Raw genomic sequence first — 22,194 nt, forward strand, 5'->3', positions numbered from 1 at the left:
GGCGGGCCGGGCCCTGTGGTAGAATAATTTGATTAGCATTCTATCAAATTTGCAAGGGAGTGGACCCTTTTGTCACAGTATGAAGCGGAAATCAAGCGGAGAAGGACCTTTGCCATCATCTCCCACCCAGACGCGGGCAAGACGACCCTGACAGAGAAGTTCCTGCTCTACGGCGGAGCCATCGCCCAGGCCGGCCAGGTAAAGGGAAAAAAGAACACCCGGGCGGCCACCTCCGACTGGATGGAAATTGAGAAGCAGCGCGGCATCTCGGTGACCTCCTCGGTGATGCAGTTCCAGTATGAGGGATTCTGCATCAACATCCTGGACACCCCGGGCCACCAGGACTTCTCGGAGGACACCTACCGCACCCTCATGGCGGCCGACTCCGCCGTCATGGTCATCGACGCGGCCAAGGGCGTGGAGGCCCAGACCCGGAAGCTGTTCAAGGTGTGCGCCATGCGGGATATCCCCATCTTCACCTTTATCAACAAGATGGACCGGGAGGCCCGGGACCCCTTTGAGCTGTGTGAGGAGCTGGAGAAGGAGCTGGGGATCGACACCTACGCCATGAACTGGCCCATCGGCTGCGGCAAGGAGTTCAAGGGCGTGTATGACCGGCAGAACCGGAAGGTCATCCACTTTACCTCCAACACCAACGCCAAGGCGGCCACCGCCACTGTCATCGAGCCCGACGACCCCGCCCTGGCCGACCTCATCGGCCAGGCCAAGCGGGACCAGCTGGTGGACGAGATCGAGCTGCTGGACGGAGCCAGCTGCGACTTTGATCTGGACCGGGTGCGCCACGGCAAGCTGTCCCCCGTGTTCTTCGGCTCCGCCCTCACCAACTTTGGTGTGGAGCCCTTTCTGGAGGAGTTTTTGCGCATGACCACCGCCCCCCTGCCCCGGAAGGCGGGAGAGGAGATCATCGACTCCTTCGACGACAATTTCTCCGCCTTTGTCTTCAAAATCCAGGCCAACATGAACAAGGCCCACCGGGACCGCATCGCCTTTATGCGGGTGGTGTCGGGCAAATTTGAGGCGGACCGGGAGGTCTACCACGTCCAGGGGGGCAAGAAGATCCGCCTCTCCCGGCCCCAGCAGCTCATGGCCGCCGAGCGGGAGATCATCGAGGAGGCCTACGCCGGAGACATCATCGGTGTGTTTGACCCGGGCATCTTCTCCATCGGAGACACCCTGTGCACCCCGGGCAAAAAGTTCCAGTTCGACCCCATCCCCACCTTCGCCCCCGAGCACTTCCAGCGCATCCGCTCCATCGACACCATGAAGCGCAAGCAGTTTTTGAAGGGTGTGGAGCAGATCGCCCAGGAGGGCGCCATTCAGATCTTCAAGACCCCCTATACCGGCATGGAAGAGGTCATTGTGGGCGTGGTGGGCACGCTGCAATTTGACGTGCTGGAGTACCGGCTGCGCAGCGAGTACAACGTGGAGCTGTACAAGGAGGGCCTGCCCTTTGAGTACCTGCGCTGGATCGTGAAGGAGGACGAGGACGCCCCTGCCTTGAAGGAGGAGGACCTGCTGCTGCCCAACGACGCCAAGCTGGTGGAGGACTACAAGGGCAACCAGCTGCTGCTCTTTGCCTCCCAGTGGTCCATCCAGTGGGTGCAGGACCGGAACAAGGGACTGAAGCTGGCGGAGTTCGGCGGAGCCCGGTTTTAAGAAGGGGAGAGCATGAAGCCAAAACTCATTCTTACCGACCTGGACGGCACCCTCCTCCGCGACGACAAGAGCCTCTCCTCCGCCAACCGCTCCGCCCTGGAGCGGGCCGCCGCCCAGGGGGCCCAGGTGGTGGTGGCCACAGGGCGGTTTTATGGGGGTGTGCCCCGGGAGCTGCTGGAGCTGCCCTTCCTGCGGTATTTTATCTTAATGAACGGGGCCAAGGTCTACGACCGGGTGGCGGACCAGGTGCTTTACCGCCGGGAGATCCCCCGGGAGACGGCGGAGCAGGTCTTTGCCCTCATCCGGCCCCTGGACGCCACCGTGGACTGCTATCAAAATGACCGCGGGCTGATGGCCGGCCGGTACTACGACCGTCTGGACTACTACATCCCAGACCCCGAGTCCCGGAAGCTCACCCGGAACAACCGGGAGCGGGTGGAGGATTTTTTGGGTGCGGTCCGTGCCGGAGGGGATACGGTGCAGAAAATCCAGTGCTTCTTCCCCCACCCGGAGCTGCGGCCCCAGGTGATGGAGGAGCTGGAGAGGCGGTTCCCGGAGCTGGTGTTGTCCCACTCCCTGCCGGCCAATTTGGAGATGAACCATCGGGAGGCCACCAAGGGGGCGGCCCTGCTGGCCCTGTGCCGGGAGCTGTCCCTCCCAGTGGAGGAGAGTGCCGCTTTTGGGGACGGCACTAACGATCTAGACATGATCCAAGTCGCCGGGACCGGGGTGGCCATGGCCAACGCCGCCCCGGAGGTACTGTCCGCCGCTGATCTGGTGGCCCCCTCCAACCAGGAGGACGGAGTGGCGCAGGTGCTGAGCCGCTGGTTTAATTAAAATAAGAAAGCCCTCAGATTTTAACGTCTGAGGGCTTTTTGGTGCCTGGGGGAAGGACTGAGGCATAGGATAGGGGGCGAGGAGGTGGCGGGAAGTGGAGGAGGAAGTAAAACGGACGCTGTGCAGACAGCTGGGGGAGATTGACGGCTCACTGGAGCATATGTTGGTGCTGCTGGTGTCGGTGGGGCTCTCCTTCCGGGCAACTGCCCTGCAGCGGCGTGGCCTGTGTGATATCCTGGAGGGAAAGAAGTCGGCCATGCCCGACGTGTTCTGCCTTCGCCTGGGGGGAAGCCTGCTGGTGATCATGGCGCTGGGCTTTTTCTTTGCCCTGGCGGTGGAGAGCTGGCAGAACAGCCGCTCGGGCAGCTGCCGGGAGCGAAAGTCGGCAGATCTGAATGCCTGGGCCGCCCTGTTGGTGCTGTGTGCCGCCCTCATCCGGCTGTACGACCTGACCCAGGTGCAGCAGCGGGACTAAAACGTAAGCCGCTGCCCCCTCCGGGCAGCGGCTTTTCCATGTTAGCGAACATCAATAGCGCCGGTCTAAAATTTCCACAATGTCCCCGATGACCCCGTCGTCACAGTGGCACAGGATCTGGGCGCCCCAGTCCTTCACCTCCCGGGCACAGTTGGAGGGGGCGAAGGGGATGGCGGAGCGCTGCAACATAGGAATATCGTTTTGATTGTCCCCGACACAGTAGACATGGTGGGGGTCCAGCCCCAGGCGGGACACCATCTTGTCCACCATGCCCCCCTTGGTGCTCCCCTTGAGGGTGATCTCCAGATAGTATTGGTTGGAGAAAATGGCTTCGTAGAGCAGTCCGTACTTGCCCAGCAGCCAGGCCTGGGCCTGGAGCAGGACGGGGTGCTCCTGCTGGAGGATGGCCTTGGTCCAGGGGGTGGGGACCTGGGAGACGGGGCAGATGTGATAGTCGGTGCCCACCTTCTTCATGTGGGCGTCGGTGATGGGATTGGGGTTCCAGACATAAATGTCCTCCTGGTGGTAGGCCTCGATGCCGATGGAGGGGAACTTTTCCAGCAGCTGGGCGAAGTTCTCCGGGGCAGAGGGGGGGAGGAAGGTCTGCTCCAGCATGCGCCCGGCCTGGAAATCATAGAGGGCTGAGCCGTTGGACAGCACCACCGGTGCGTTGATGGGGGTCAGGTGGACGTGGGGGGCGAAGGTGCGGTGGGCCCGGCCGGTGGCCACCGTAAAGCGGCCGCCCTGGGACTGAAAGTAGGCGATGGCCTCCAGGTTGCGGGGCGGGATGCGGTGGTGGGAATCGTATAGGGTATCGTCAAAGTCGCTGACCAGCAAAACGCCGTCAAATTTCCCCATGGTCAAAGGCCTCCTTTCCAGTCGAATGGGCTCATTTTTTGAAAATATGGGTAAATAAATTGTATGCGCTGCCCCCTCGTTTGTCAAGGAGGGGAGCAGCGCAGGGAGGGGCTAGTCTTTGTGGTCCTCGGTGACGGCGCCCGACTTGTAGGCCTCCAGCAGCCGGCGCAGATCATTGGCCTGGGACTGGAGGGTGCGGCCAATGTCGGTCTGGGCGATCTTCACCCGGGACTCCATCCGTTCAAAGATGAGGGAGTCGTTGGCAATGTCGTGGTTGTAGAGGATGGCCTCCTGCCGCCCGGCGAAGGGCTGGTGGGAGACGATGCGGATGTTGTGGGAGTTGTAGATGAGGGTGTAGCCCGCGATGCCCGAGGTGGGCTGGTAGGCCTTGCAGAAGCCGCCGTCAATGACGATGAGCTTGCCCCCGCCCTTGATGGGGCTCTCTCCCTTTTTGGCCTTGACCGGGATGTGGCCGTTGATGATATGGCAGTGGGGGCCCTCCAGGCCGAACTCCTTCAGGAGCATATCGCAGACAGCGGGGTCCTGGTAGAGGGTGTAGTAGCAGTTTTTGGGCTCGGTCCAGGCGCTCTCGTCCTTGATGAGCCGCCGCTCGAAGGTGGTCATCCGGTCCCGGCCGAAGATGGGACTGTTCCGGCCCGCCCACAGCCACCAGAGGAAGTCCATACCCTGCTGACGCTCCGGGGAGCCGGGCTTGTCGTAGTAGGCCTTCCGGGCGGTCTTTTCGGCGTAGTCCAAAAACTCCTTGCCCCAGCGCTCCTTGCCGCCGATGGTAAAGTGGAGGAGGGTGCCGTCAGGGGCCATGGGGATACAGCCGTGGAAGAGCAGGTTGCCGTTGAAGGTCTTGTAAAGTCCGCCCTTGGAGTAGAGGAAGCGGATGTGGCTTTGGAGCTTCTCGCTGCGCTGGAAGGAGGCGGTGAGCTGGTCGATGACCTGGCTCTCCTCGGGGGTGAGGGCGTAGGGATCGGCGGGGTCCACGGTGGGGAAGTCGCAGTCCTCCAGGGGGTAGGTGGTGTCACCAATGGTGATGGACTTGTGCTCATAGTCGATCTTGTCCAGCAGCAGCCGGTCGGCCATGGCAAACTCGGGGTGGCGGACGATCTTCTGCCCCTCCAGTTTGAAGAGGATGATGGTGATGGCCTTGTGCATCCGGGCGGAGAGGAGCTTATCCTTTTCCGTGTACTGCTCGGCGTCGGGGCCAGTGAGCTTGACGGCAAAGCGGTGGGTATCGCAGTCCTTGTACACCTCATTGGCGAAGATGGACAGGGGCCGCAGGGAGATGCCGTAGCCCGTCTCAATGACGTCCAGGTTATTGTAGTGGATGGAGTTGGCCAGCACGGTGGCCACCAGGGTGCGGGAGCCGGAGGCGGCCCCCATCCAGAGGATATCGTGGTTGCCCCACTGAATATCCACACTGTGGTAGTTTAACAAAGAATCCATTACAATATCCGCCCGAGGGCCCCGGTCAAAGATATCGCCCACGATGTGCAGGTGGTCCACCGCCATGCGCTTGATGACGGAGCACACCGCCTCAATAAAGCTGGGGGCCTGGTCGATATCGATGATGGTGTTAATGATGTTTTCGTAGTAGTCCCGCTTGTCCGCCTCGTCATAGTGGGTGTGAAGCAGCTCGTCAATGATGTAGGCGTAGTCCTTGGGGAGGGCTTTGCGGACCTTGGAGCGGGTATACTTGGAGGAGATCCAGCGGCACAGCTCGATGAGCCGGTGGAGGGTGATCCGGTACCACTCCTTCAGATCGTCCGCCTGCTTGCTCACCAGCTCCAGCTTCTCTTCGGGATAGTAGATGAGGGTGGCCAGCTGATCCCGTTCCGACCGGGGTAGGCTGGTGCCGAAGAGCTCGTCCAGCTTTTCCTTGATGACACCGGAGCAGGAGTTGAGAATATGGAGAAAGGCCTCATATTCTCCGTGGATATCGGAGATAAAATGTTCGGTGCCCTTGGGCAGGTTTAAAATGGCCTGGAGGTTGATGATCTCCGTGCTGGCGGCCTGGACGGTGGGGTACTGTTTGGCCAGCAGCTTGAGATAGCGCAGTTCCTCGGGCTTGAAGGTGCGTTTTGTCTTCATAGCGATCTCCTTTGCATGGCGGGCGGCGGTCCCGACATTGGCCGGCAGCCCCAAAATGAACATGGTACTGTTCTCATTGTACACCAGACGCGCGGGAAAAAAAGAGCGGATGCGGCAAAAATGTTTGCAGAAGTTGACGAGATGGGGGAGGAAAAGCTTTACAATTTGTTCGTTCTTTTCTCTAGGGAGTGTGCTATAGTAGACGGACAGAAAGACTAGGAAGAAACGGAAAGGAAGCGTTCGTGTGGCAACCCATAAGGATGAAGAGGCGCTGGCAACAGCGCCCATTGGCCGTTTGATGGTCAAGCTGGCGGTGCCGGCGGTGGCGGCCCAGCTGATCAACGTACTGTACAACATTGTGGACCGAATCTATATCGGGCATATTCCGGTGGTGGGCAAGACGGCCTTGACCGGGGTGGGAGTGACCTTCCCTATCTTGATGCTTATTTCCGCCTTCGCCGCCTTTTCCGGCATGGGGGGTGCGCCGCTGGCCTCCATCCGGCTGGGAGCGGGGGACCGGGAGGGAGCAGAGCGGATTTTGGGCAACTCCACCGCCATGCTGATCGGTACCTCGGTGGTGCTGACGGTGGTATTTTCCATCTTTAAGCGGCCTATTCTGATGGCCTTTGGCGCGTCGGAGGACACCATTGGCTACGCTCTGGATTATATCTCTATCTATCTGCTGGGGACGGTGTTCGTCCAGTTTGCCCTGGGTCTGAATACCTTCATCAGTGCCCAGGGAAAGGCACTGATCGCTATGCTCAGCGTGCTGATTGGAGCGGTGCTCAATATCGTACTGGACCCGGTATTTATCTTTGTTTTCGACCTGGGTGTGCAGGGAGCGGCCATTGCCACCGTCCTCTCCCAGGCGGTCAGCGCCTGTTGGGTGGTGGTGTTCCTATGCTCCCGCCGGTCTGGCCTGCGGATTAAACCCTCTAATCTCCGTCTGGATGCCCGGGTGGTGGGGAAAATTGCCGCCCTGGGGGTGGCCCCCTTCATCATGCAGTCCACGGAGAGCCTGGTGACCGTGGTGCTCAACACCGGGATGCAGACCTACGGCGGGGACCTGTATGTGGGCAGCATCACTATTCTGCAAAGTGTGATGCAGATGGTGGTCATGCCCGTGCAGGGGATTGCCCAAGGCGTGCAGCCCATCATGAGCTACAATTTTGGGGCAAAGAATTACCGCCGGGTGCGGGAGACCTTCCGAAAGCTGATTGCTGCCACCATGACGGTCACCGTGCTGGCCTTTTTGCTGGTGATCCTGGCCCCGGAGGCTATGGCGCGGCTGTTTAACAACGATCCGGAGCTGGTGGCCCTGGTGGGCCGGGTCATGCCCATCTTTTTCGCAGGGATCTGGGCCTTCGGTGCGCAAATGGCCTGCCAGGTCTCCTTTATGGCCCTGGGACAGGCGAAAACCAGCCTGTTTTTGGCGCTGCTGCGAAAGGTCATTCTCCTGGTCCCTCTGGCCATTGTACTGCCCTGGGCGACGGGCAGCGTCATGGGTATCTATGTGGCAGAGCCCATCGCCGACTGCCTGGCCTCCGCTACAACCTTGACCCTGTTCCTGTTCCAGCGGAAAAAGCTGCTGCCGCTTCAGGAGGATTCCTCTCCAAAGGGGAAGGGGCGGTCATAGTCCCAGCAGCTTCTGGGCGTTCCCTCCCAGTATAGCCGCCTGATCGGCGGGAGATAGGGGCAGAGCCCGAATTTGCGCCAAGCTCTCCGCCTGACCGCCCCAGGGGCTGTCGGTGCCGAAGAGGATGCGTCCTGCCCCGAAGCGTTCCACCAGGGAGACAAATTGTTTCCCGGTCATCAAGTCCAGGTCCCTGGGGCCGTAGTAGCCGTCTCCGTTGGGCGTGATTTGGCCCAGGCAAAAGGCGGTGTCCAGGCAGACAGAGGTCTCGGGCAGCAGCTGTTCCACCTCGTCCCAGTTGCGCCAGCCCCCCATGTGGGCCAAGATGAGTTTGACCGGTCCCACCTCCCGCACCGCCCGCAGCACCATGGCGGGGGAGACGTTGACCTTGCCGGGGAAGCCGATGTCCAGTCCCGCGTGGGTGAGCACCACCAGTCCCAGTTCTCCGCACCGGTCCAAAATCCGCAGGTAGCGGGGATCGTCAAAGTTGACGCCCTGGTAGACCGGGTGGAGCTTGATCCCCTTCAGACCCAGCCGCTGGATGCGGGAGAGCTCCTCCTTCCAGCCGGAAAAGTCCGGGTGCATGCACCCCAGGGAGTAGATGCCGGTCTGGGACCCCAGGTCATTGATGCGGGCGGAGGAGTCGTTGACGTGCTCCACCTGCCGGGTGTTGGTGGCCACCGGAAGGACCAGGGAGGCATCAATGCCAGAGTGGTCCATGGAGGCGGCCAGTCCGCTCTGGGTGCCGTCGGTAAAGGGGCAGCTGTGAGACAGGGACTGGAGCTTATCCAGGGTGGCAGCGGCGATTTTATCGGGGAAAATATGGGTGTGAATGTCGATTATCATAGGGAAAAACTCCTTCCGGTTCCAGCGCAATTGTGCCGAACCAGAGATTGATCAAAGGAAAACTGTGGTATGCCTAGTGTTAGCATACCACAGTTTTTTTACCTTTGAAAGGGGAATCACTGGTGCTCGCCCAGGGCCTGGCGCTGGCGGACCAGCACCTTTTCCTCATAGCAGGAGAAGGACTCTTCCACCAAACGCCGGTCGGGCTTGGGGGTGAAGAGGGAGACCAGAGGGACGAGAATGAGTCCGGCCACCATGCAGAAGGCTCCGGCGTTGATGGGAGACTGGAGCATGGGTGGGAAGTGGCTGCCCAGGAAAATGTTGGCCAGCATTACCACGGTGGAGAAGAGGAAGCTGACCCAGCAGGCGGCCTTGGTGGCGCCCTTCCAGTACAGACCGTAGAGGAAGGGGGCCAGGAAGGCGCCGGCCAGGGCGCCCCAGGACACTCCCATGAGCTGGGCGATAAAGGTGACGTTGGATTTGTACTGGATGATGGCCAGCACCACGGAGATGGCAATAAACACTACGATGAGACAGCGCATCAGGAACACCTGGCGCTTTTCATCCATGTCCTTGATGAGGTGTCCCTTCAGCAGGTCCAGGGTGAGGGTAGAGCTGGAGGTGAGCACCAGGGAGGAGAGGGTGGACATGGAGGCGGAGAGAACCAAAATAACCACCACAGCCAGCAAAATGTCGGGCAGACCGGAGAGCATGGTGGGGATGATGGCGTCGTAGCCCTGAGTGGCCACGTCCACCTGGTCGGAGAAGAGCCGACCAAAGCCGCCCAGGAAGTAGCAGCCCCCGGCCACCACTGTGGCGAAGAGGGTGGAGATCACCGTGCCGGTGTCAATGGCCTTCTCGCTTTTGATGGCGTAAAACTTCTGTACCATCTGAGGCAGGCCCCAGGTGCCCAGGGAGGTGAGGAGGACCACCCCCAGCAGGTTGATGGGGTCGGGCCCAAAGAAGGAGGCGAAGATGCCGGGCGTCTGGGAGACTGTGGGGTCATTGACCTGGGCCAGTCCTTCCAGGGCGGCAAAGAAGCCACCTTGGCTTTGGAGCACAGCGGCGATGACGGCACAGATGCCGAAGATCATGATAATGCCTTGGATAAAATCGTTGATGGCGGTAGCCATGTATCCCCCGGCGATGACGTATATGCCGGTGAGCACCGCCATGACCACTACGCAGATGGTGTAGTCAATGTGAAAGGCCATGCCAAACAGCCGGGACAGGCCGTTATAGAGACTGGCGGTGTAGGGGATGAGGAAGATAAAGATGATCACAGCGGCAGTGACCTTCAACGAGGTACTGCCAAAGCGCTTGCCAAAAAACTCCGGCATGGTGGCACTGTTGAGGTGTTGGGTCATGATGCGGGTGCGGCGGCCCAGAACGACCCAGGCCAGCAGAGAGCCCAAAAGGGCATTTCCGATGCCAGCCCAGGTGGCGGCGATGCCGTATTTCCAGCCAAACTGGCCAGCGTAGCCCACAAACACCACAGCAGAGAAGTAGGAGGTTCCATAGGCGAAGGCGGTTAGCCAGGGCCCCACAGAGCGCCCGCCCAGCACAAAGCCGTTGACGTCCGCAGCGCTGCTGCGGCAGTACAGTCCGATGCCCACCATGACCGCAAAGAATACGATCAGCATGGCAGCCTTAATTACCATTGGAATCCGACCTCTCTATAGCGACAATTTTTTGCTTTGATGTGTTGCAGTTTAACGCAGAAAAGCGATAAAGTCAATAGAGCAGGAAGAAAACTGGAAATAAAAATAAAAACCGAAAAAAGCAACTTAAAATTTTGGGCAATACAGACAAAAGGCCGCCTATTTGGGCGGCCTTTTGTCAAACTAGGAGGGTCAAAACCCAATAAAGAGCCAGAAGAACCAGCAGAAATATCACGTTGGCAGCAGTAAACCAGAGCAGGTAACGGCTGCGCAGGAGGGGGTAGTTACGGGCCACCTGCTTGTAGGAGATCAAGCTGGCCATGGAGGCGATCAGGGTGCCCAGTCCTCCCAGGTTGGTGCCCACCAGCAGGGCCTGGGCGTTGGAGGTGAATCCGGAGAGGAGGAGGGCGGCTGGGACGTTGCTGATGACCTGACTGGCCAGGACGGCGCAGGCCACCTCATGGTGGTCCAGCAGGGACTGGAACAGGTCGTGGAAGGAGGGGAGGCGGCCCAAATTGCCCACGAAGACAAAAAAGCCTACGAAGGTGAGCAGTAAAGACCAGTCAATCCGACTCAGGACAGAGCGGTCGGCAGCCAGCAGGGCAATCAGGATAATGAGAGAGAGGACCCACACAGGAACCAGCTTGGCTACAGCTCCCAGGCACAGCACAAAAAGCAGAAGATATAAGGCAAGCCGGGAGCGGTCGGAGGGAGGAGTAAGGTCCCGCCCCCGCCAGACCGAAGGTAGCAGGGCGGATTTTCCAAACAGAAGGAAGAGCGCCAGCAACAGGGCGGAGGCTGCGGTCAGGGGCAGGAGGGTGGAGAAGAAGTCCCCCAGGCCCAGGCCATAGTGGGAATAGAGGTAGAGGTTTTGGGGGTTACCAATGGGGGTAGTCATGCTGCCCAGGTTGGCGGCAATGGTCTGCATCGCTACCACGGGGATAATCCGGCGCTGCTGTTTGGCCAAAACTAATACTTCTAGGGCAAAGGGTACAAAGGTGATCAGTGCCACGTCGTTGGTCACAATCATGCTGGAGAAGAAGGGGAGGAAAATGAGAACTCCCTCCAGCTGACGGGAGGTGGCCGTCCGCTCCAGCATGGCTTCTCCCAGGTATCGGAACAGTCCCAGCTTTTGCAGGCCAGCCATGACGGACATTAAGGAAAACAGAAGTCCTAAGGTGTGCCAGTCGATGTAGTCCCAGTAGTCCAGGCTGGGAGGGACCAGAATAGCGGACACAAGGGCTAGCCCCCAGGCGGCGCACAGGACGGTCTCCTGCTGAAGAAAGCGTTTCCAGTTAGCCATGGGCAGGGTCGCCCCCCTCTCCAGGAGCGGTGTAGGTAAATTCAGCTCGTCCGCCGTCCAATACGGTGAATAGCTCCTCTACCACCCGTACTCCAACCCGCTCCAGAGCCTCCTCGGTATTGGCTCCCAGGTGGGGGGTGGCCAGCACGTTGTCCAGTCCCACCAGGGGATGGTCGGGCGTGGGCGGCTCCTGCTGCCACACATCACAGGCTGCTCCCGCCAGCTGCCCCTTCTTCAGCGCATGGAAAAGGGCGTCCTCATCCACCACGCCTCCCCGAGCGGTGTGAATCAGGATGGCCTCCGGTTTACACAGGGCCAGCCGGGATGCGTTGATCAAATGTTCCGTGGAGGGAGAGAGATGGACGCTGACGTTGATAATGTCGGCTTTGGACATCAGCTCCTCCAGGGTCTGGCAGGACTGAATCCCCAGAGGATCGGCCAGGTCATGGGGGAAGGCGGGGTCATAGCCGATGAGGGAGCAGCCAAAGCCCTGGCCGAAGATCCGAGCGGCTCGGCGGGCGATATCCCCCACGCCCACCAGGCCCACCACCTTACCGCCCAGCTCGTGCCCGTACAAAAAGGCGGGAGCGGTCTGTTTGATTTCACCGGCGATGACCTTACGGTCAGCCAGGGGGAGGCGGCGGAGAAGAGAGAGGGTAAGTGCCACAATGAGCTCCGCTACGGAGTCGGAGTTGCGGTAGGGGACATAGAGAACGGTAATGCCCTGTTCCCGACAGTAGTCCAGGTCCACGCCGTCGCCCCCTGTGCCGTGAATGGCAATTACCTTTAAATAAGGAGCCTGAACAAGGAGGGAGTGGGGCAGCTTTAAATTGCGGGTTATAATGGCGTCTGCCTGTCCCAACTGCTCCCAATCAGAGAGAATCTCCGCCCGGCTGTGCAGCAGTTCCAAGGCCTTGGGGTGAATATTCTCCCGTAAAAATACCTTCATAACGTGCCTTCTTTCTTAAAATAGAAATAGCAGGAGTGACACAAGAAAAAATTATAGCCCCGGGGAGCGGATGCCGTCAATATACCCGGAGTAGAAAGATGCGGCAAGTAGAACTAACACGGTTATAAAATATATAATAATATGCAGCAAGAACAAAATAGTGAAATATATACAAAAATGGGGGAGAAAATAAGGCGGAAATTTTTCTTATATTTTGAACGAAAAAACCGAAAATGTAACCGAAGATGTAACCGAGGTATGGTAACTGCCGTCATAGCAAGAGAGAACGAGCTCAGCCCCCAGGGTGAGAGGAGGGGCAGAACATGAGAGAGGAATATTTGAAAAGGGCAAACCGTCTGAAAGGGCGGGACGCAAAGCCATGGGGGCTAAGGCGGAAGACGCTATGCCAGCCCGACCGCCAGTATTTCACTTTTCCAACTTTGGTTGAAAAGGAGAAGGAAATGATGGCAAAGAAGTTTAGAAGGATGTTTGCCTATCTGTTGACGGCAAGTATAATGCTCAGCCTGTTCTCGGTCAACGGGTTTGCGGGGAACCGGCGGAAAGAGGCTCCGATCACGTTGGACGTGGGGGAGACCATCTCCCTGACCTCCGGCACCGGCACCGATCTGGAGGAAGAAACGGTGGATGCCCCTGAGGAGGAGTCTTGGACCAGCAGCAATGAAGGGGTAGCCGCGGTTTCCGCGGACGGCAGCGTCGAGGCGCTGTCCTCCGGAGAGGCCACCATTTCTCACAGCACCTACCGGTATCGCTCCACCTATGTGGAGGATGGCCAGGCCGTTCACGACTACTATGACCTGGATGAGGTGAGCGACCTCTCTGGTCTGGACTGCATCCGGGAGACGGAAGTTTGGACGATCCAGGTGCTACGGCCCGTTGTAAATACCCTGGATGATGTGGTGGTTTTGGACGAATACAGCGTCTTTGGAGGGAATATCACCGAGAAGAATGAAGGGGTGTTCTATTCCACCGGGTCATGGAACCCTCCCTATGCGTACACTGTGACGGGAAGCAATCCGGATCAGACCGCTGTCATTACCATCGAGGGTTACAACGGTACCGACACATATGCGGCCATCACCGCCAGCGCGGATGTTTCGGTCAGCGGAATTGCGGTCAAGGCATCCAAGTACTACCGTCTGTACACCGTTCCCAACGGAGTCCTGGAAGCTGGGGTCACCTATGTGGTGGAAAGTGTGAGCAAGGGTGAGTCCGGCGCCGGCGGCGATCAGGATACATTGCATGAGATCAGCCATGTGGCTTTGCTGGGCGGCGGAGCCCTGATCCCCTCTCAGCCTGAACTGATCAGCGTGGCGGTGGAGAAGGTGTGGAAGAACGCCGACGGCACCGTCATGACCCAGCCCACCGAGGCCTCTGTCCAGGTGCAGCTGTACAAGGACGGCGCGGCCGAGGGCAGCGCGGTGACCCTCTCCTCCGCCAACAGCTGGAGCCACACCTGGAACGGTCTGGACAAGGACGCCGCCTGGACGGTAGACGAGGTGGCCGTGCCCGATGGCTACAGCAAGTCTGTCACCCACACTGATAACCAGTGGACCATCACCAATACCAAGCAGGGGGGCTATGACGGCGGGAGCGACGGCGACACGGATACCACTCCCCAGCCTCCTGTTGAGATCCCCGAGGATCCCACGCCCACCACTTCCGCCCCCGACCCCCAGGATCCCGTGATCCTTCCCGAGGAGAATGTACCCCTTGAGGAACTGCCCGAAGAGCCGGTGCCTATGGCGGAAGTACCCCAGACCGGCGACTCCTTCTTCCTCTGGGTAGGGGCTCTGGTAGCCTCCGGCATGGCGATCCTGCTTCTGGCGGACAAGAAGAAGGCAGACAGTCATTCATAATGGAGCAAATTAACCGTTTATTTCATGAAAAAAGTGGACCGGGTTTCATCCCGGTCCACTTTTTTGCCTAAAACGGTCAGAGAGACAGCAAAGAGCTGGCGATGTTGAAGTAAACGATGAGGGAGATGGCGTCTACAATGGTGGTAATAAGGGGGGCGGCCATAATGGCGGGGTCGGCCTTGCACAGCTTGGCGGCCATGGGCAGGACACCGCCCACCGTTTTGGCCAGCAAAACGGTGACAAAGAGAGCGGCCGCCACAGTGAAGGCCACCAGGTTATTGCCGGGGTAGGTGAGGATGAGGCGGATATAGTTGACGGCGCTGAGGACAAGGCCCACCAGCATACTCACCCGCAGCTCCTTCCAGAACACCCGCAGGAAGTCTGTGGGCTGGATTTCTCCCACGGCCATCCCGCGGATGACCAGGGTGCTGCTCTGGCTGCCCGCATTGCCTCCGGTGTCGGTGAGCATGGGGATAAAGGTGACCAGCAGAGGCATAGCGGAGAAGGCGGCCTCATACTGCCCCAAAATTCCGCCGGTAATCATGCCGGAGATCATGAGAACCAGCAGCCACAAGAACCGGTGCTTGGCCAGGGAAAATACGCCGGTTTTCAGGTAGGGTTTCTCCGAGGGGGCCATGGCGGCCATCTTCTCAAAGTCCTCGGTGGCCTCCTCTTCCATAACGTCCATGACGTCGTCTACCGTGACAATGCCCACCAGGCGTCCCTCCCGGTCCACCACTGGCAGAGAGATGAAGTCGTAGCGCATCATCCGCTCCACAACGGCTTCCTGGTCCTCAGTGGTCTCGGCGGTAATGACGTCCTGCTCCATCAGCTGGCCAATGAGCTGAGCATCCCGGGCCAGGAGAAGCTCCCGCAGGGTGAGTACGCCCTCCAGACGGCGCTGATCATCGATGACGTAGCAGGTATAGATGCTCTCGGAGCTGTCTCCGGTGCGGCGAATATGAGCAATGGCCTGGGAGACCGTCATGTCCTTTTTCAGGTCGGAAAATTCGGCAGTCATAATGCTGCCCACGGAATTATCCGGGTAGTTTAAAAATTGATTGATGAGCTTGCGGGTGTCTGGGCGGGCATTTTTCAACACCCGCTTGACCACGTTAGCGGGCAGCTCCTCCAGCATATCCACCGCGTCATCCACATACAACTCCTCAACAATCGCAGCGACCTCCTGGTCGGTGGCGGATTGGATGATCATCTGCTGGGTGTCCGGGGAAAAATTGGAGAAGACCTCGGCGGCCAGCTCCTTGGGCAGCATGCGAAAGACCAGCAGCGTCTGCTCCTGGGATAGGGTCTCCAGAAACTCGGCAATATCTACCTCATTTTCCTGGGCCAGGGCGGCTCGGAGGGCGTGATAATCCCGGCGCTCCAGGAGCTCCCGCAGCGCCTCCATGTTCAGCTTCTTTTCCATTGGATGATTCCTCCTGTTCTAAAAAATACAGCGAGGAAGCCGCCAAATGGACATACAAAACCGCGGCAAAGCTGCCGGACATCGTCCAGCTGCAATTCCGCGGTGATACTCAGCTATGGAACGGCCAGGGGCCGGTTTCCGCTAAATAGGGAACCAGGGGACCTGGACAAACCGGTCCCATAAGTGAATATCACTGTCCAATTGGGTACTTCGTCCGCATAAGTCCACCTGATGTCCCTCCTTTTTAAAAGAATAAAATAGGTTAGGTGGAAGGGGTTCCACCTAACCTAGGGTACCATATTTGAAAAAAGCTGACAAGTGCAAAATATTTAAAAAATTATTAAATAAGAGTTGCGTCCTTATCCGGATATAATGGAGTCGGCCGCTTCCCGGTCGTTGGCTACCACCAGAAGGACGGTGTCTGACCGGCGCTCCAGGATGGCATTTTCCAGCTTGGGAATTTCAGTGGGACGATAATCCTGATTGGAGGAAATTTGGTTTTCCAGGTAATCTGTCAGGGCCTGTTCGGCCTTCTCCGCGGATTGGGAGCTGTCCAAAATCAGTACGGCTGCCTCCTCGCAGGTGGCGCCAGAGGAGCGAAGCAGGGCACAGTCGGTCAGTGCATCCTGGCTCAGACCATAGTCAGACAGCCGGTACAGTGCAAATGCCGTATCGGCGGGCAGCTCCTCCAGCTCTTCGGAAAAGACGCTGCCATCAGCCAGTTTTTGAACCAGGTCTTTCGAGAAGGGAGACTGGTCGTTTTTACCCTGGCAGGCCGTCAAAATTGTTACGCAGCAGAGTGCCGCTGCAAGCAGCCGTAGCTTGGATCTCATTGTTCCACACTTCCTTCCTGAGTTTCCCCTTGGGCAGACGCGGGCTGAGGTGCGCCGTTGGGGTAGAGAGTGTCATAGTCCACGGTGTGAGTTTCCAGATAGGCCAACCACTGTTTGCACCAGGCGCTGCGCAGGTGGACGCCGTCCTTGCTGGCATCTGCGGGGAGTGAACCATTTTCATCCACAAACTCGCTGTACAGATCTAAGTAGACCGCCTGCTTTTCTTCTGCGGCCTTCTTCATCAAATCATTGTAGACCCTGAGATGGTCGTTGGTCAAGTAGGTACGGCCGGTGGTTTGGGCTATGAGAGTCTCATTGACAGGGATGAGCCCCTGAATGTAAATAACAGCGTTGGGTTGGAGCTCTCGGATGTGGTCAATGGCCTCACAGTAGTTGCGGTAGAAGCCCTCGTCATCATAATAACCCAGCTCGTTGATGCCCAGGGATAGATATACCTTTCCGTACTGCTCCAGAGCCAGAGCCTCCATCAGAGTATAGGATTGACCGTCAATGGTAATGGCCTTTTTTGTCTCCAGCTTAAAGATGGAAAGACCGTTGGAGGTGAGATTTTTCCCTCGGCCGATTCCACTGTAGATGAGGAAGCCGTCTGTCCGGGAATCCCCCACGAAGGCGGCGTCGTCAAAGTAGCTCACGTCCACGGCCTCGCTTTCTGGAGCGGGCTGGGAGAAGTCGTAAGAAGAAACTGCCTTTTGGTTTTCCTCTGACAAGGATGTATCCGGAGCCGCTCCATCTTCTTGGGAGTCAGAGGTGGTGTGGGTGGGCTGAAGGGCGGCAGAGGCAGAGTCCTGGGGGGAGGAGGAGCCAGATGCATTTTGACTGGACGAGGAGGTAGTGGAGGAGGAAGTGGAGCTCTGGGAAGAGGAGGCAGGGGGGGTGGAGCAAGCGGTAAGTGCGCTGAGGACCAGGGAAGAGGAGAGGAGAACCGCCGCGGCACGGCGGGGGAAAAGGAAATTGAACATGAGAGAAACCTCCAAGGATGGGATCAGGATGTGGATGTCCCTTCCCGGCGCAGTCTGGGTAGCAGGGCGCAAAGAAGGGAAGTGATGAGCATAGCGCCCACAGACAGGGCGGCAGCGAAGCCCAGGGTGTGGAGCAGGGTGGATAAAAACAGGTTGGTGTAGCCGCCCACGCAATATACCATGGCGTGGTAGATGCCGGCGCCGGGCACAAGGGGGAGAAGGGCCACCTGCAAGTAGCCGGTGACGGGACAGTGGCGGACCCGAGCCATGATCTCGGAATAGGCACCCACCGCCATGGCGGATAGAAAAGCGCAGAGGATATCATTCTCCCACAGGGAGAGGGTGAGCAAATAGACCAGCCAACTCAGAGCGGCGCCCAGACCGCAGATCAGAATGCCCCGTCCCTGGATATTGAAGGCCAGGCCAAAGCCCACACAGGCGCAGAAGGCCCACAGGCAGGAGAGATAGCCGGGGCTGAGGGGATCGCTGGCCACCGCGGCAGAGCCGGAGCCTACCAGTAGGGGCAAGGCGGTGCCCAAGGCGATGGCAGTGGCCACCAGGATCACCTCAGCCGTGCGGGTCAGGCCGGAAATCAGGTCGCCGGCCATAATTTCCCGCATGGCGTTGGTGAGGGCCATGCCGGGGACAAGGACCATCAGGGTACCAATGGTAATAGCGTCCAAATTCCGCCCGCATCCCAGAAATACCAGAAGCTGAGCCAAACCGGAGGCGGCTGCGGAAGAGATGACGGTGCGGAAAAAGAGGTTAGAGCCAGTAAAAAAGTGGCCGAACAGGCCGCAGAGTGCCACGGCCAGGCCGCATAGAGCGGCACTGAGGCAGTCGGGCAGACTGCCGCCGAAGAAGAGGGCGAAGAAGGCAGAGGTGACCATATAGCTAATGGGTAGCACATAGGCGGGGAAATGGCGCAGGTCGTCTTGCAGGTGGTTAACCAGGGACAAGGCCTGGTCAATGGGGGGAACCTCCCGGCACAGGCGGCGGCACAGGGCGTTGCACCGTTCCAGCAGTTCAATGTCCGTCCCGTGAGCAGGGATGCGGCACATCCGGGTCAGCGGATGCCCTTCGGGGGTGTTCACGCTGACGATCAGGCAGTTGGGAATGGCAAAGACCTGGGGCTGCAGCCCATAAGCGGTGAGCAGCCGGTTTATCGATTCCTCTACCCGATAAATTTCGGCGCCGCTGGCCATCAGCTGCCGGCCCAGTTCTGCGCCTAGGTTAAGAAGTTTGTCGTGATCCATGATACCCTCCTGATTGTCTTTTACAGGATATCATGTTTCCCATAAATTGCAAGTGTGAAAAGCGATTGGATGCCAGTGCCCTCTTCTATGAGAGAAGACGGGGAGCAAGTAAAAATAGTTTTTCAGGAAAGGACATAATTCACCAAAATTTTTATAAAAAAATACGCCAGACAGAGGATGCTCTGTCTGGCGTAGGAGAAGGCGAAAAGGGTCAGCAGCGGCGCAGGATACCGACTCCGATGGGGGTGGGGCCGGTGTGTACACCGATGGTAACACCAATCTGATAGACCGGGGAACGGGGCACGGAATACCCCCGCTGGGCCAGTCCGTCGAACAGGGTGTCGGTAAAGGAGTCGTATTCCTGTCGGTCTAGACCAAATCCAGTGACCACTTGCCACTGGGACAAGTCCAGCTCCTGGTGTTGAACATAGCGGTAAAACAATTCCTGGACCCGTTGAAGGGACTTTTTTCGTCCCTGGGCGATGCCATCTGAAACCAGTCCGCAGTCCTGATATCCGATTAGGGGCTTTACTTTTAGCAAAGAGCCGGTGGCGGCTGCTGCCTTTCCAATTCGTCCGCCGTGGCTGAGATAATCTAAGTCGTTGGTGGTAAAGAAGATACGTCCAGTGGAGCGGATGGGCTCCAGGGCTTCCACCGCCTGCATGAGAGTAAACTCCCGATCCCGCAGCTGAACGGCCTGCTCCACCAGCAATCCCTGAAGCACGGTAGCCAGCTGGGAGTCCATTACATATAGCTGTGCCTTGGGAAAGTCCTCCAACAGAGCGTTCCGGGCATTTTGCGCACACTGGTAAGAACCACTGAACCGGGCGTTCAGGCAGATGCACAGAATGGGGATGTCCTGCTGAGCCAGGGGGCGAAATACATCCAAATAGTCCTCAATGGTGGGCATGGATGTTTTGGGAAACACGCCGGGATGGTCGGCCATGCGCTGGTAAAAGTCGTGGGTGGAAATGTCCCGTTCCTCTCGGTAGTACACCTCATCACCCAGCGCCACATAGTAGGATACCAGATCAACGCCCAGACGCTGGGTTCTCTCCAAACCCAAGTCGCAGGAGCTGTCACTGACGATATGGAACTTCATACCTCTCTCCTTCGCATTCGGGACGTCCCTCCTCTCCGCCGGAAGAGAGCGTCGTGACCGGGCAGCGCCCGGTAGGGGATACTGGTATGATACTGCGAAGCGGACCAAAGCTCAACAAAAAAACAGAAAGTTTACAGATTGTTTTCAGCTTCTTTGACGGACCATCTGCGCCGAAAAACGTACAAGATCAGTAGTAGGAACGCATATCCACACAGGCGGCAATGTACTCCAACAGCTGGTTAATGCCAAATACCGGGACCTTGGCGATGTCCTGCACCTGACGGCTAAAGGGGCCGAAGTTGGTGCACTCAAAGACAATGGCGCCGGTGTTGGGGTGCTCCTTCATGTGGCGGCGGGTCATCTCCTCCATGCATTCCTGCAGCACCTCCCGATCCTCCTCCAGGTGGTTGTCAATGAAGAGGGAGGGGAAGGGGGAGCCCTCTGGCATGCCGCTGACCACCACGGGGATGTCCTTGGTGGAGAAGCCGGCCTGGTTAAAGTGGTCCTCGGTGAGGTTCCAGGGCCGCTCGGTGAAGATGGCGATTTCCAGGTCGGGGTTGATCATATTGCGGACCAAGGGGACCAGCATCAGAGCGGAGGTAAACACCGGAATATGGACACAAGCTGCCAACTCCTTTTGGAATTTAGCCAAAAAGCCGCAGCTGGTGGTGATGGCCCGGCAGCCCTCTGCCTCCAACTCCTGAGCGGCCTGGATAAAGGGCTGTAACAGAGTGGGGTCGTGGTCCTGCCCCATGATGCGGTGGCAGAATGCATCTTTTACCACCTTGTAGCGTACGGGAACGTTAGGGTAGCTTTTGGCATTGCCAATGTCGCCGGGGATACGGGGGAAAATGGTGTCCAGCATCAAAATTCCAATGTCCTGTCCGTAATTTGTGTAACCGCCTACTAAATGCATAACCACTTCGCTCCTTTTCACATATTTTTTGGTGGCTGAACCGCTCCTCATGAGCGGAGAGGGAACAAAGGAAAGCGCCGATAGGAGGAGGGTCAGCGGCCGACCCGGCGGGGCTTGCACCGCTGACAGGGGGAGTATCCCGCCTGTATGGCCTGCTCCCGGGTATCAAAGAGCACCTGGTTGTCGGGGGACATGTCCAAGACCGAGGAGCAGGAGGGAAGGTGGAATTTCATGGAGTTGGAATTTCCTACATAGCCCTCTCCGGCGGGCTGGGTAGGGTTGGTGGGGAGAGAGGACTGTTTTTCCGTCTGGAAGGTGACGGTGGTGCCGTCACTCTGAGCCACAATGGTCCCCTGCAAGTCGGTACGATAGACCTGGACCTCGGCGTCCCGCAGGCGGCTGAGGGTGTCCTGGGAGGGGTGGCCGTAGGAGTTGTCCGTCCCCACGGAAATGACGGCGTATTCCGGCATCACCTGACGCAGGAAGGGGTAGCTGGTGGAAGTTTCGCTGCCATGGTGTCCCACCTTCAACACGGTGGCCTCCAGGGCGGCACCACTTTGAAGCAGATCCTCCTCCGCCTCCCGCTCCATGTCGCCGGTAAAGAGAAAGGAGGTCTGGCCATAGTCCACCCGGAGGACGATGGAAGTGTTGTTGGCGTCGGAGTAGTCCTTGACAGGGCCTAAAATCTCCACCTGGGCGCTGCCCAGATCAAAGGTGTCCCCCGGAGCGGGAACGGTGAGGGATTTGTCCTGGGCAGAGAGATACTTGACCAGATTGTCAAACACCTGAGTGGTCCCCTGGGTGACGGGACAAAGGGCGGTGTCCACCGTGGCGTAATGCAAAGCGCCGGGCAGTCCGCCGATGTGGTCCTCGTGGATGTGGGTGGCCACCATGTAGTCCAGGTGGGAGGCCCCCTGCTGTTCCAGATAGGAGTAGATCAGGTCGGAGTCGGCGGCGTTGCCGCCGTCAATGAGCATGTAGTGGCCGTCACACTCCACCAGGGCGGCATCCGCCTGGCCCACGTCGATGTAGTGCACGGCAAAGGAGCTGCCCTCCTCCGGGGCCTGATAGGCGGGAACGGGGGCGGCACAGCCGGTGAGCAGGGTGAGCAGCAGAAGAAGGGAAAGAAATTTTTGTTTCATAGGGGTCCTCCAAGGAAATGGGTTCAGCGGGAGAAAAAGGTGGCCGCAAAGCAGACTTTGCGGCCACGTGGCGTCCCAGAAGGGATTCGAACCCCCGGCCTTCCCCTTAGGAGTACGGTGCATAGGGTATTACGGAATTTCATGCGTTCTCGATAAATCCCTGCAATCCATTGTACTCCAATGGATTGCGGGGATTTGTCTGTTTCACGCTCTTAATAATTCTTAGTTGGAATTCAGCAGTATTTCGGTGCTTGTAGGCAGAAATGTTGGTAACGGAGGATATGGCATAACAGGACGAGAGATTGCGAATTATCTCGAAA

The 22,194-nt window shown here is 58.4% G+C and carries 18 protein-coding genes and 1 riboswitch; of the genes, 5 read left to right on the forward strand and 13 right to left on the reverse strand.

All coding sequences use genetic code 11. The features are described from left to right. Window positions 1–69: 69 nt before the first annotated feature. From B5E43_RS11555 to B5E43_RS11565, 3 genes are all read left to right on the forward strand, one after another. A complete protein-coding gene (locus B5E43_RS11555) occupies window positions 70–1,677 on the forward strand; it encodes a peptide chain release factor 3 (RefSeq protein WP_087396873.1) in 1,608 nt (535 codons plus the stop codon). A 12-nt stretch (window positions 1,678–1,689) separates the two neighbouring features. After that, complete coding sequence (locus B5E43_RS11560; protein WP_087396875.1) at window positions 1,690–2,514, forward strand: Cof-type HAD-IIB family hydrolase; 825 nt, start codon at window positions 1,690–1,692, stop codon at window positions 2,512–2,514. A 94-nt stretch (window positions 2,515–2,608) separates the two neighbouring features. Continuing rightward, a complete protein-coding gene (locus tag B5E43_RS11565) occupies window positions 2,609–2,989 on the forward strand; it encodes a hypothetical protein (RefSeq protein ID WP_087396877.1) in 381 nt (126 codons plus the stop codon). A gap of 51 nt (window positions 2,990–3,040) precedes the next feature. Here the strand turns inward: B5E43_RS11565 and B5E43_RS11570 are convergent, their stop codons facing one another. Together B5E43_RS11570 and B5E43_RS11575 are read right to left on the reverse strand one after the other, a co-directional pair. After that, window positions 3,041–3,847 carry an HAD-IIB family hydrolase gene (locus tag B5E43_RS11570; RefSeq protein WP_087396879.1) on the reverse strand — a complete coding sequence of 269 codons (807 nt, stop codon included), beginning with the start codon at window positions 3,845–3,847 and terminating at the stop codon, window positions 3,041–3,043. Window positions 3,848–3,958: 111 nt separating this feature from the next. Beyond that, window positions 3,959–5,950, reverse strand: a complete 1,992-nt coding sequence (locus B5E43_RS11575) for a fructose-1,6-bisphosphatase (protein ID WP_087396937.1) — start codon at window positions 5,948–5,950, stop codon at window positions 3,959–3,961. A gap of 244 nt (window positions 5,951–6,194) precedes the next feature. Here B5E43_RS11575 and B5E43_RS11580 point away from each other — a divergent pair, with 244 nt between their 5' ends. Further along, window positions 6,195–7,586 (forward strand): MATE family efflux transporter, encoded by a 1,392-nt coding sequence (locus B5E43_RS11580; RefSeq protein ID WP_087396881.1) that lies wholly within the window; start codon window positions 6,195–6,197, stop codon window positions 7,584–7,586. Here the strand turns inward: B5E43_RS11580 and B5E43_RS11585 are convergent. The 4 genes from B5E43_RS11585 to B5E43_RS11600 all read right to left on the reverse strand — a co-directional run bounded on the left by B5E43_RS11585 (window position 7,581) and on the right by B5E43_RS11600 (window position 12,342). Then, entirely contained in the window at window positions 7,581–8,429 is an 849-nt protein-coding gene (locus tag B5E43_RS11585) for an amidohydrolase family protein (protein WP_087396883.1), read from the reverse strand. The genes B5E43_RS11580 and B5E43_RS11585 overlap by 6 nt on opposite strands. A gap of 116 nt (window positions 8,430–8,545) precedes the next feature. After that, window positions 8,546–10,090, reverse strand: a complete 1,545-nt coding sequence (locus tag B5E43_RS11590; RefSeq protein WP_087396885.1) for a sodium:solute symporter — start codon at window positions 10,088–10,090, stop codon at window positions 8,546–8,548. Window positions 10,091–10,268: 178 nt separating this feature from the next. Continuing rightward, the gene (locus tag B5E43_RS11595) at window positions 10,269–11,393 is read right to left on the reverse strand and encodes an SLC13 family permease (protein ID WP_087396887.1); all 1,125 of its coding nucleotides are present in this window, start codon (window positions 11,391–11,393) and stop codon (window positions 10,269–10,271) included. After that, on the reverse strand, window positions 11,386–12,342 hold the full coding sequence (locus tag B5E43_RS11600) for an NAD(P)-dependent oxidoreductase (protein WP_087396889.1): 957 nt from the start codon (window positions 12,340–12,342) through the stop codon (window positions 11,386–11,388). The genes B5E43_RS11595 and B5E43_RS11600 overlap by 8 nt, the downstream gene beginning before the upstream one ends. 336 nt (window positions 12,343–12,678) lie before the next feature. Continuing rightward, a riboswitch (cyclic di-GMP riboswitch) is annotated at window positions 12,679–12,765 on the forward strand. Window positions 12,766–12,806: 41 nt separating this feature from the next. On the opposite strand from B5E43_RS11600, the gene B5E43_RS11605 reads away from it, so the two are divergent. Beyond that, the gene (locus B5E43_RS11605; protein ID WP_158099046.1) at window positions 12,807–14,219 is read left to right on the forward strand and encodes a Cna B-type domain-containing protein; all 1,413 of its coding nucleotides are present in this window, start codon (window positions 12,807–12,809) and stop codon (window positions 14,217–14,219) included. Window positions 14,220–14,295: 76 nt separating this feature from the next. Here B5E43_RS11605 and mgtE read toward each other — a convergent pair whose 3' ends face one another. From mgtE to B5E43_RS11645, 7 genes are all read right to left on the reverse strand, one after another. Further along, entirely contained in the window at window positions 14,296–15,645 is a 1,350-nt protein-coding gene (gene mgtE / locus B5E43_RS11610; RefSeq protein ID WP_087396893.1) for a magnesium transporter, read from the reverse strand. A gap of 359 nt (window positions 15,646–16,004) precedes the next feature. After that, on the reverse strand, window positions 16,005–16,478 hold the full coding sequence (locus B5E43_RS11615; protein WP_087396895.1) for a DUF4358 domain-containing protein: 474 nt from the start codon (window positions 16,476–16,478) through the stop codon (window positions 16,005–16,007). Continuing rightward, complete coding sequence (locus tag B5E43_RS11620; protein WP_158099047.1) at window positions 16,475–17,458, reverse strand: GDSL-type esterase/lipase family protein; 984 nt, start codon at window positions 17,456–17,458, stop codon at window positions 16,475–16,477. The genes B5E43_RS11615 and B5E43_RS11620 overlap by 4 nt, the downstream gene beginning before the upstream one ends. A 23-nt stretch (window positions 17,459–17,481) precedes the next feature. Continuing rightward, complete coding sequence (locus B5E43_RS15545) at window positions 17,482–18,714, reverse strand: threonine/serine exporter family protein (RefSeq protein ID WP_242964817.1); 1,233 nt, start codon at window positions 18,712–18,714, stop codon at window positions 17,482–17,484. Window positions 18,715–18,925: 211 nt separating this feature from the next. Further along, entirely contained in the window at window positions 18,926–19,816 is an 891-nt protein-coding gene (locus tag B5E43_RS11635) for a DegV family protein (RefSeq protein WP_087396901.1), read from the reverse strand. Between the two features lie 187 nt (window positions 19,817–20,003). Beyond that, entirely contained in the window at window positions 20,004–20,732 is a 729-nt protein-coding gene (locus B5E43_RS11640; RefSeq protein ID WP_087396903.1) for an aspartate/glutamate racemase family protein, read from the reverse strand. A gap of 92 nt (window positions 20,733–20,824) precedes the next feature. Further along, the gene (locus B5E43_RS11645; RefSeq protein ID WP_087396905.1) at window positions 20,825–21,874 is read right to left on the reverse strand and encodes a ComEC/Rec2 family competence protein; all 1,050 of its coding nucleotides are present in this window, start codon (window positions 21,872–21,874) and stop codon (window positions 20,825–20,827) included. Between the last annotated feature and the right edge of the window lie 320 nt (window positions 21,875–22,194).

The sequence above is a fragment of the Flavonifractor sp. An100 genome (assembly GCF_002161175.1).
GTDB lineage: Bacteria > Bacillota > Clostridia > Oscillospirales > Oscillospiraceae > Lawsonibacter.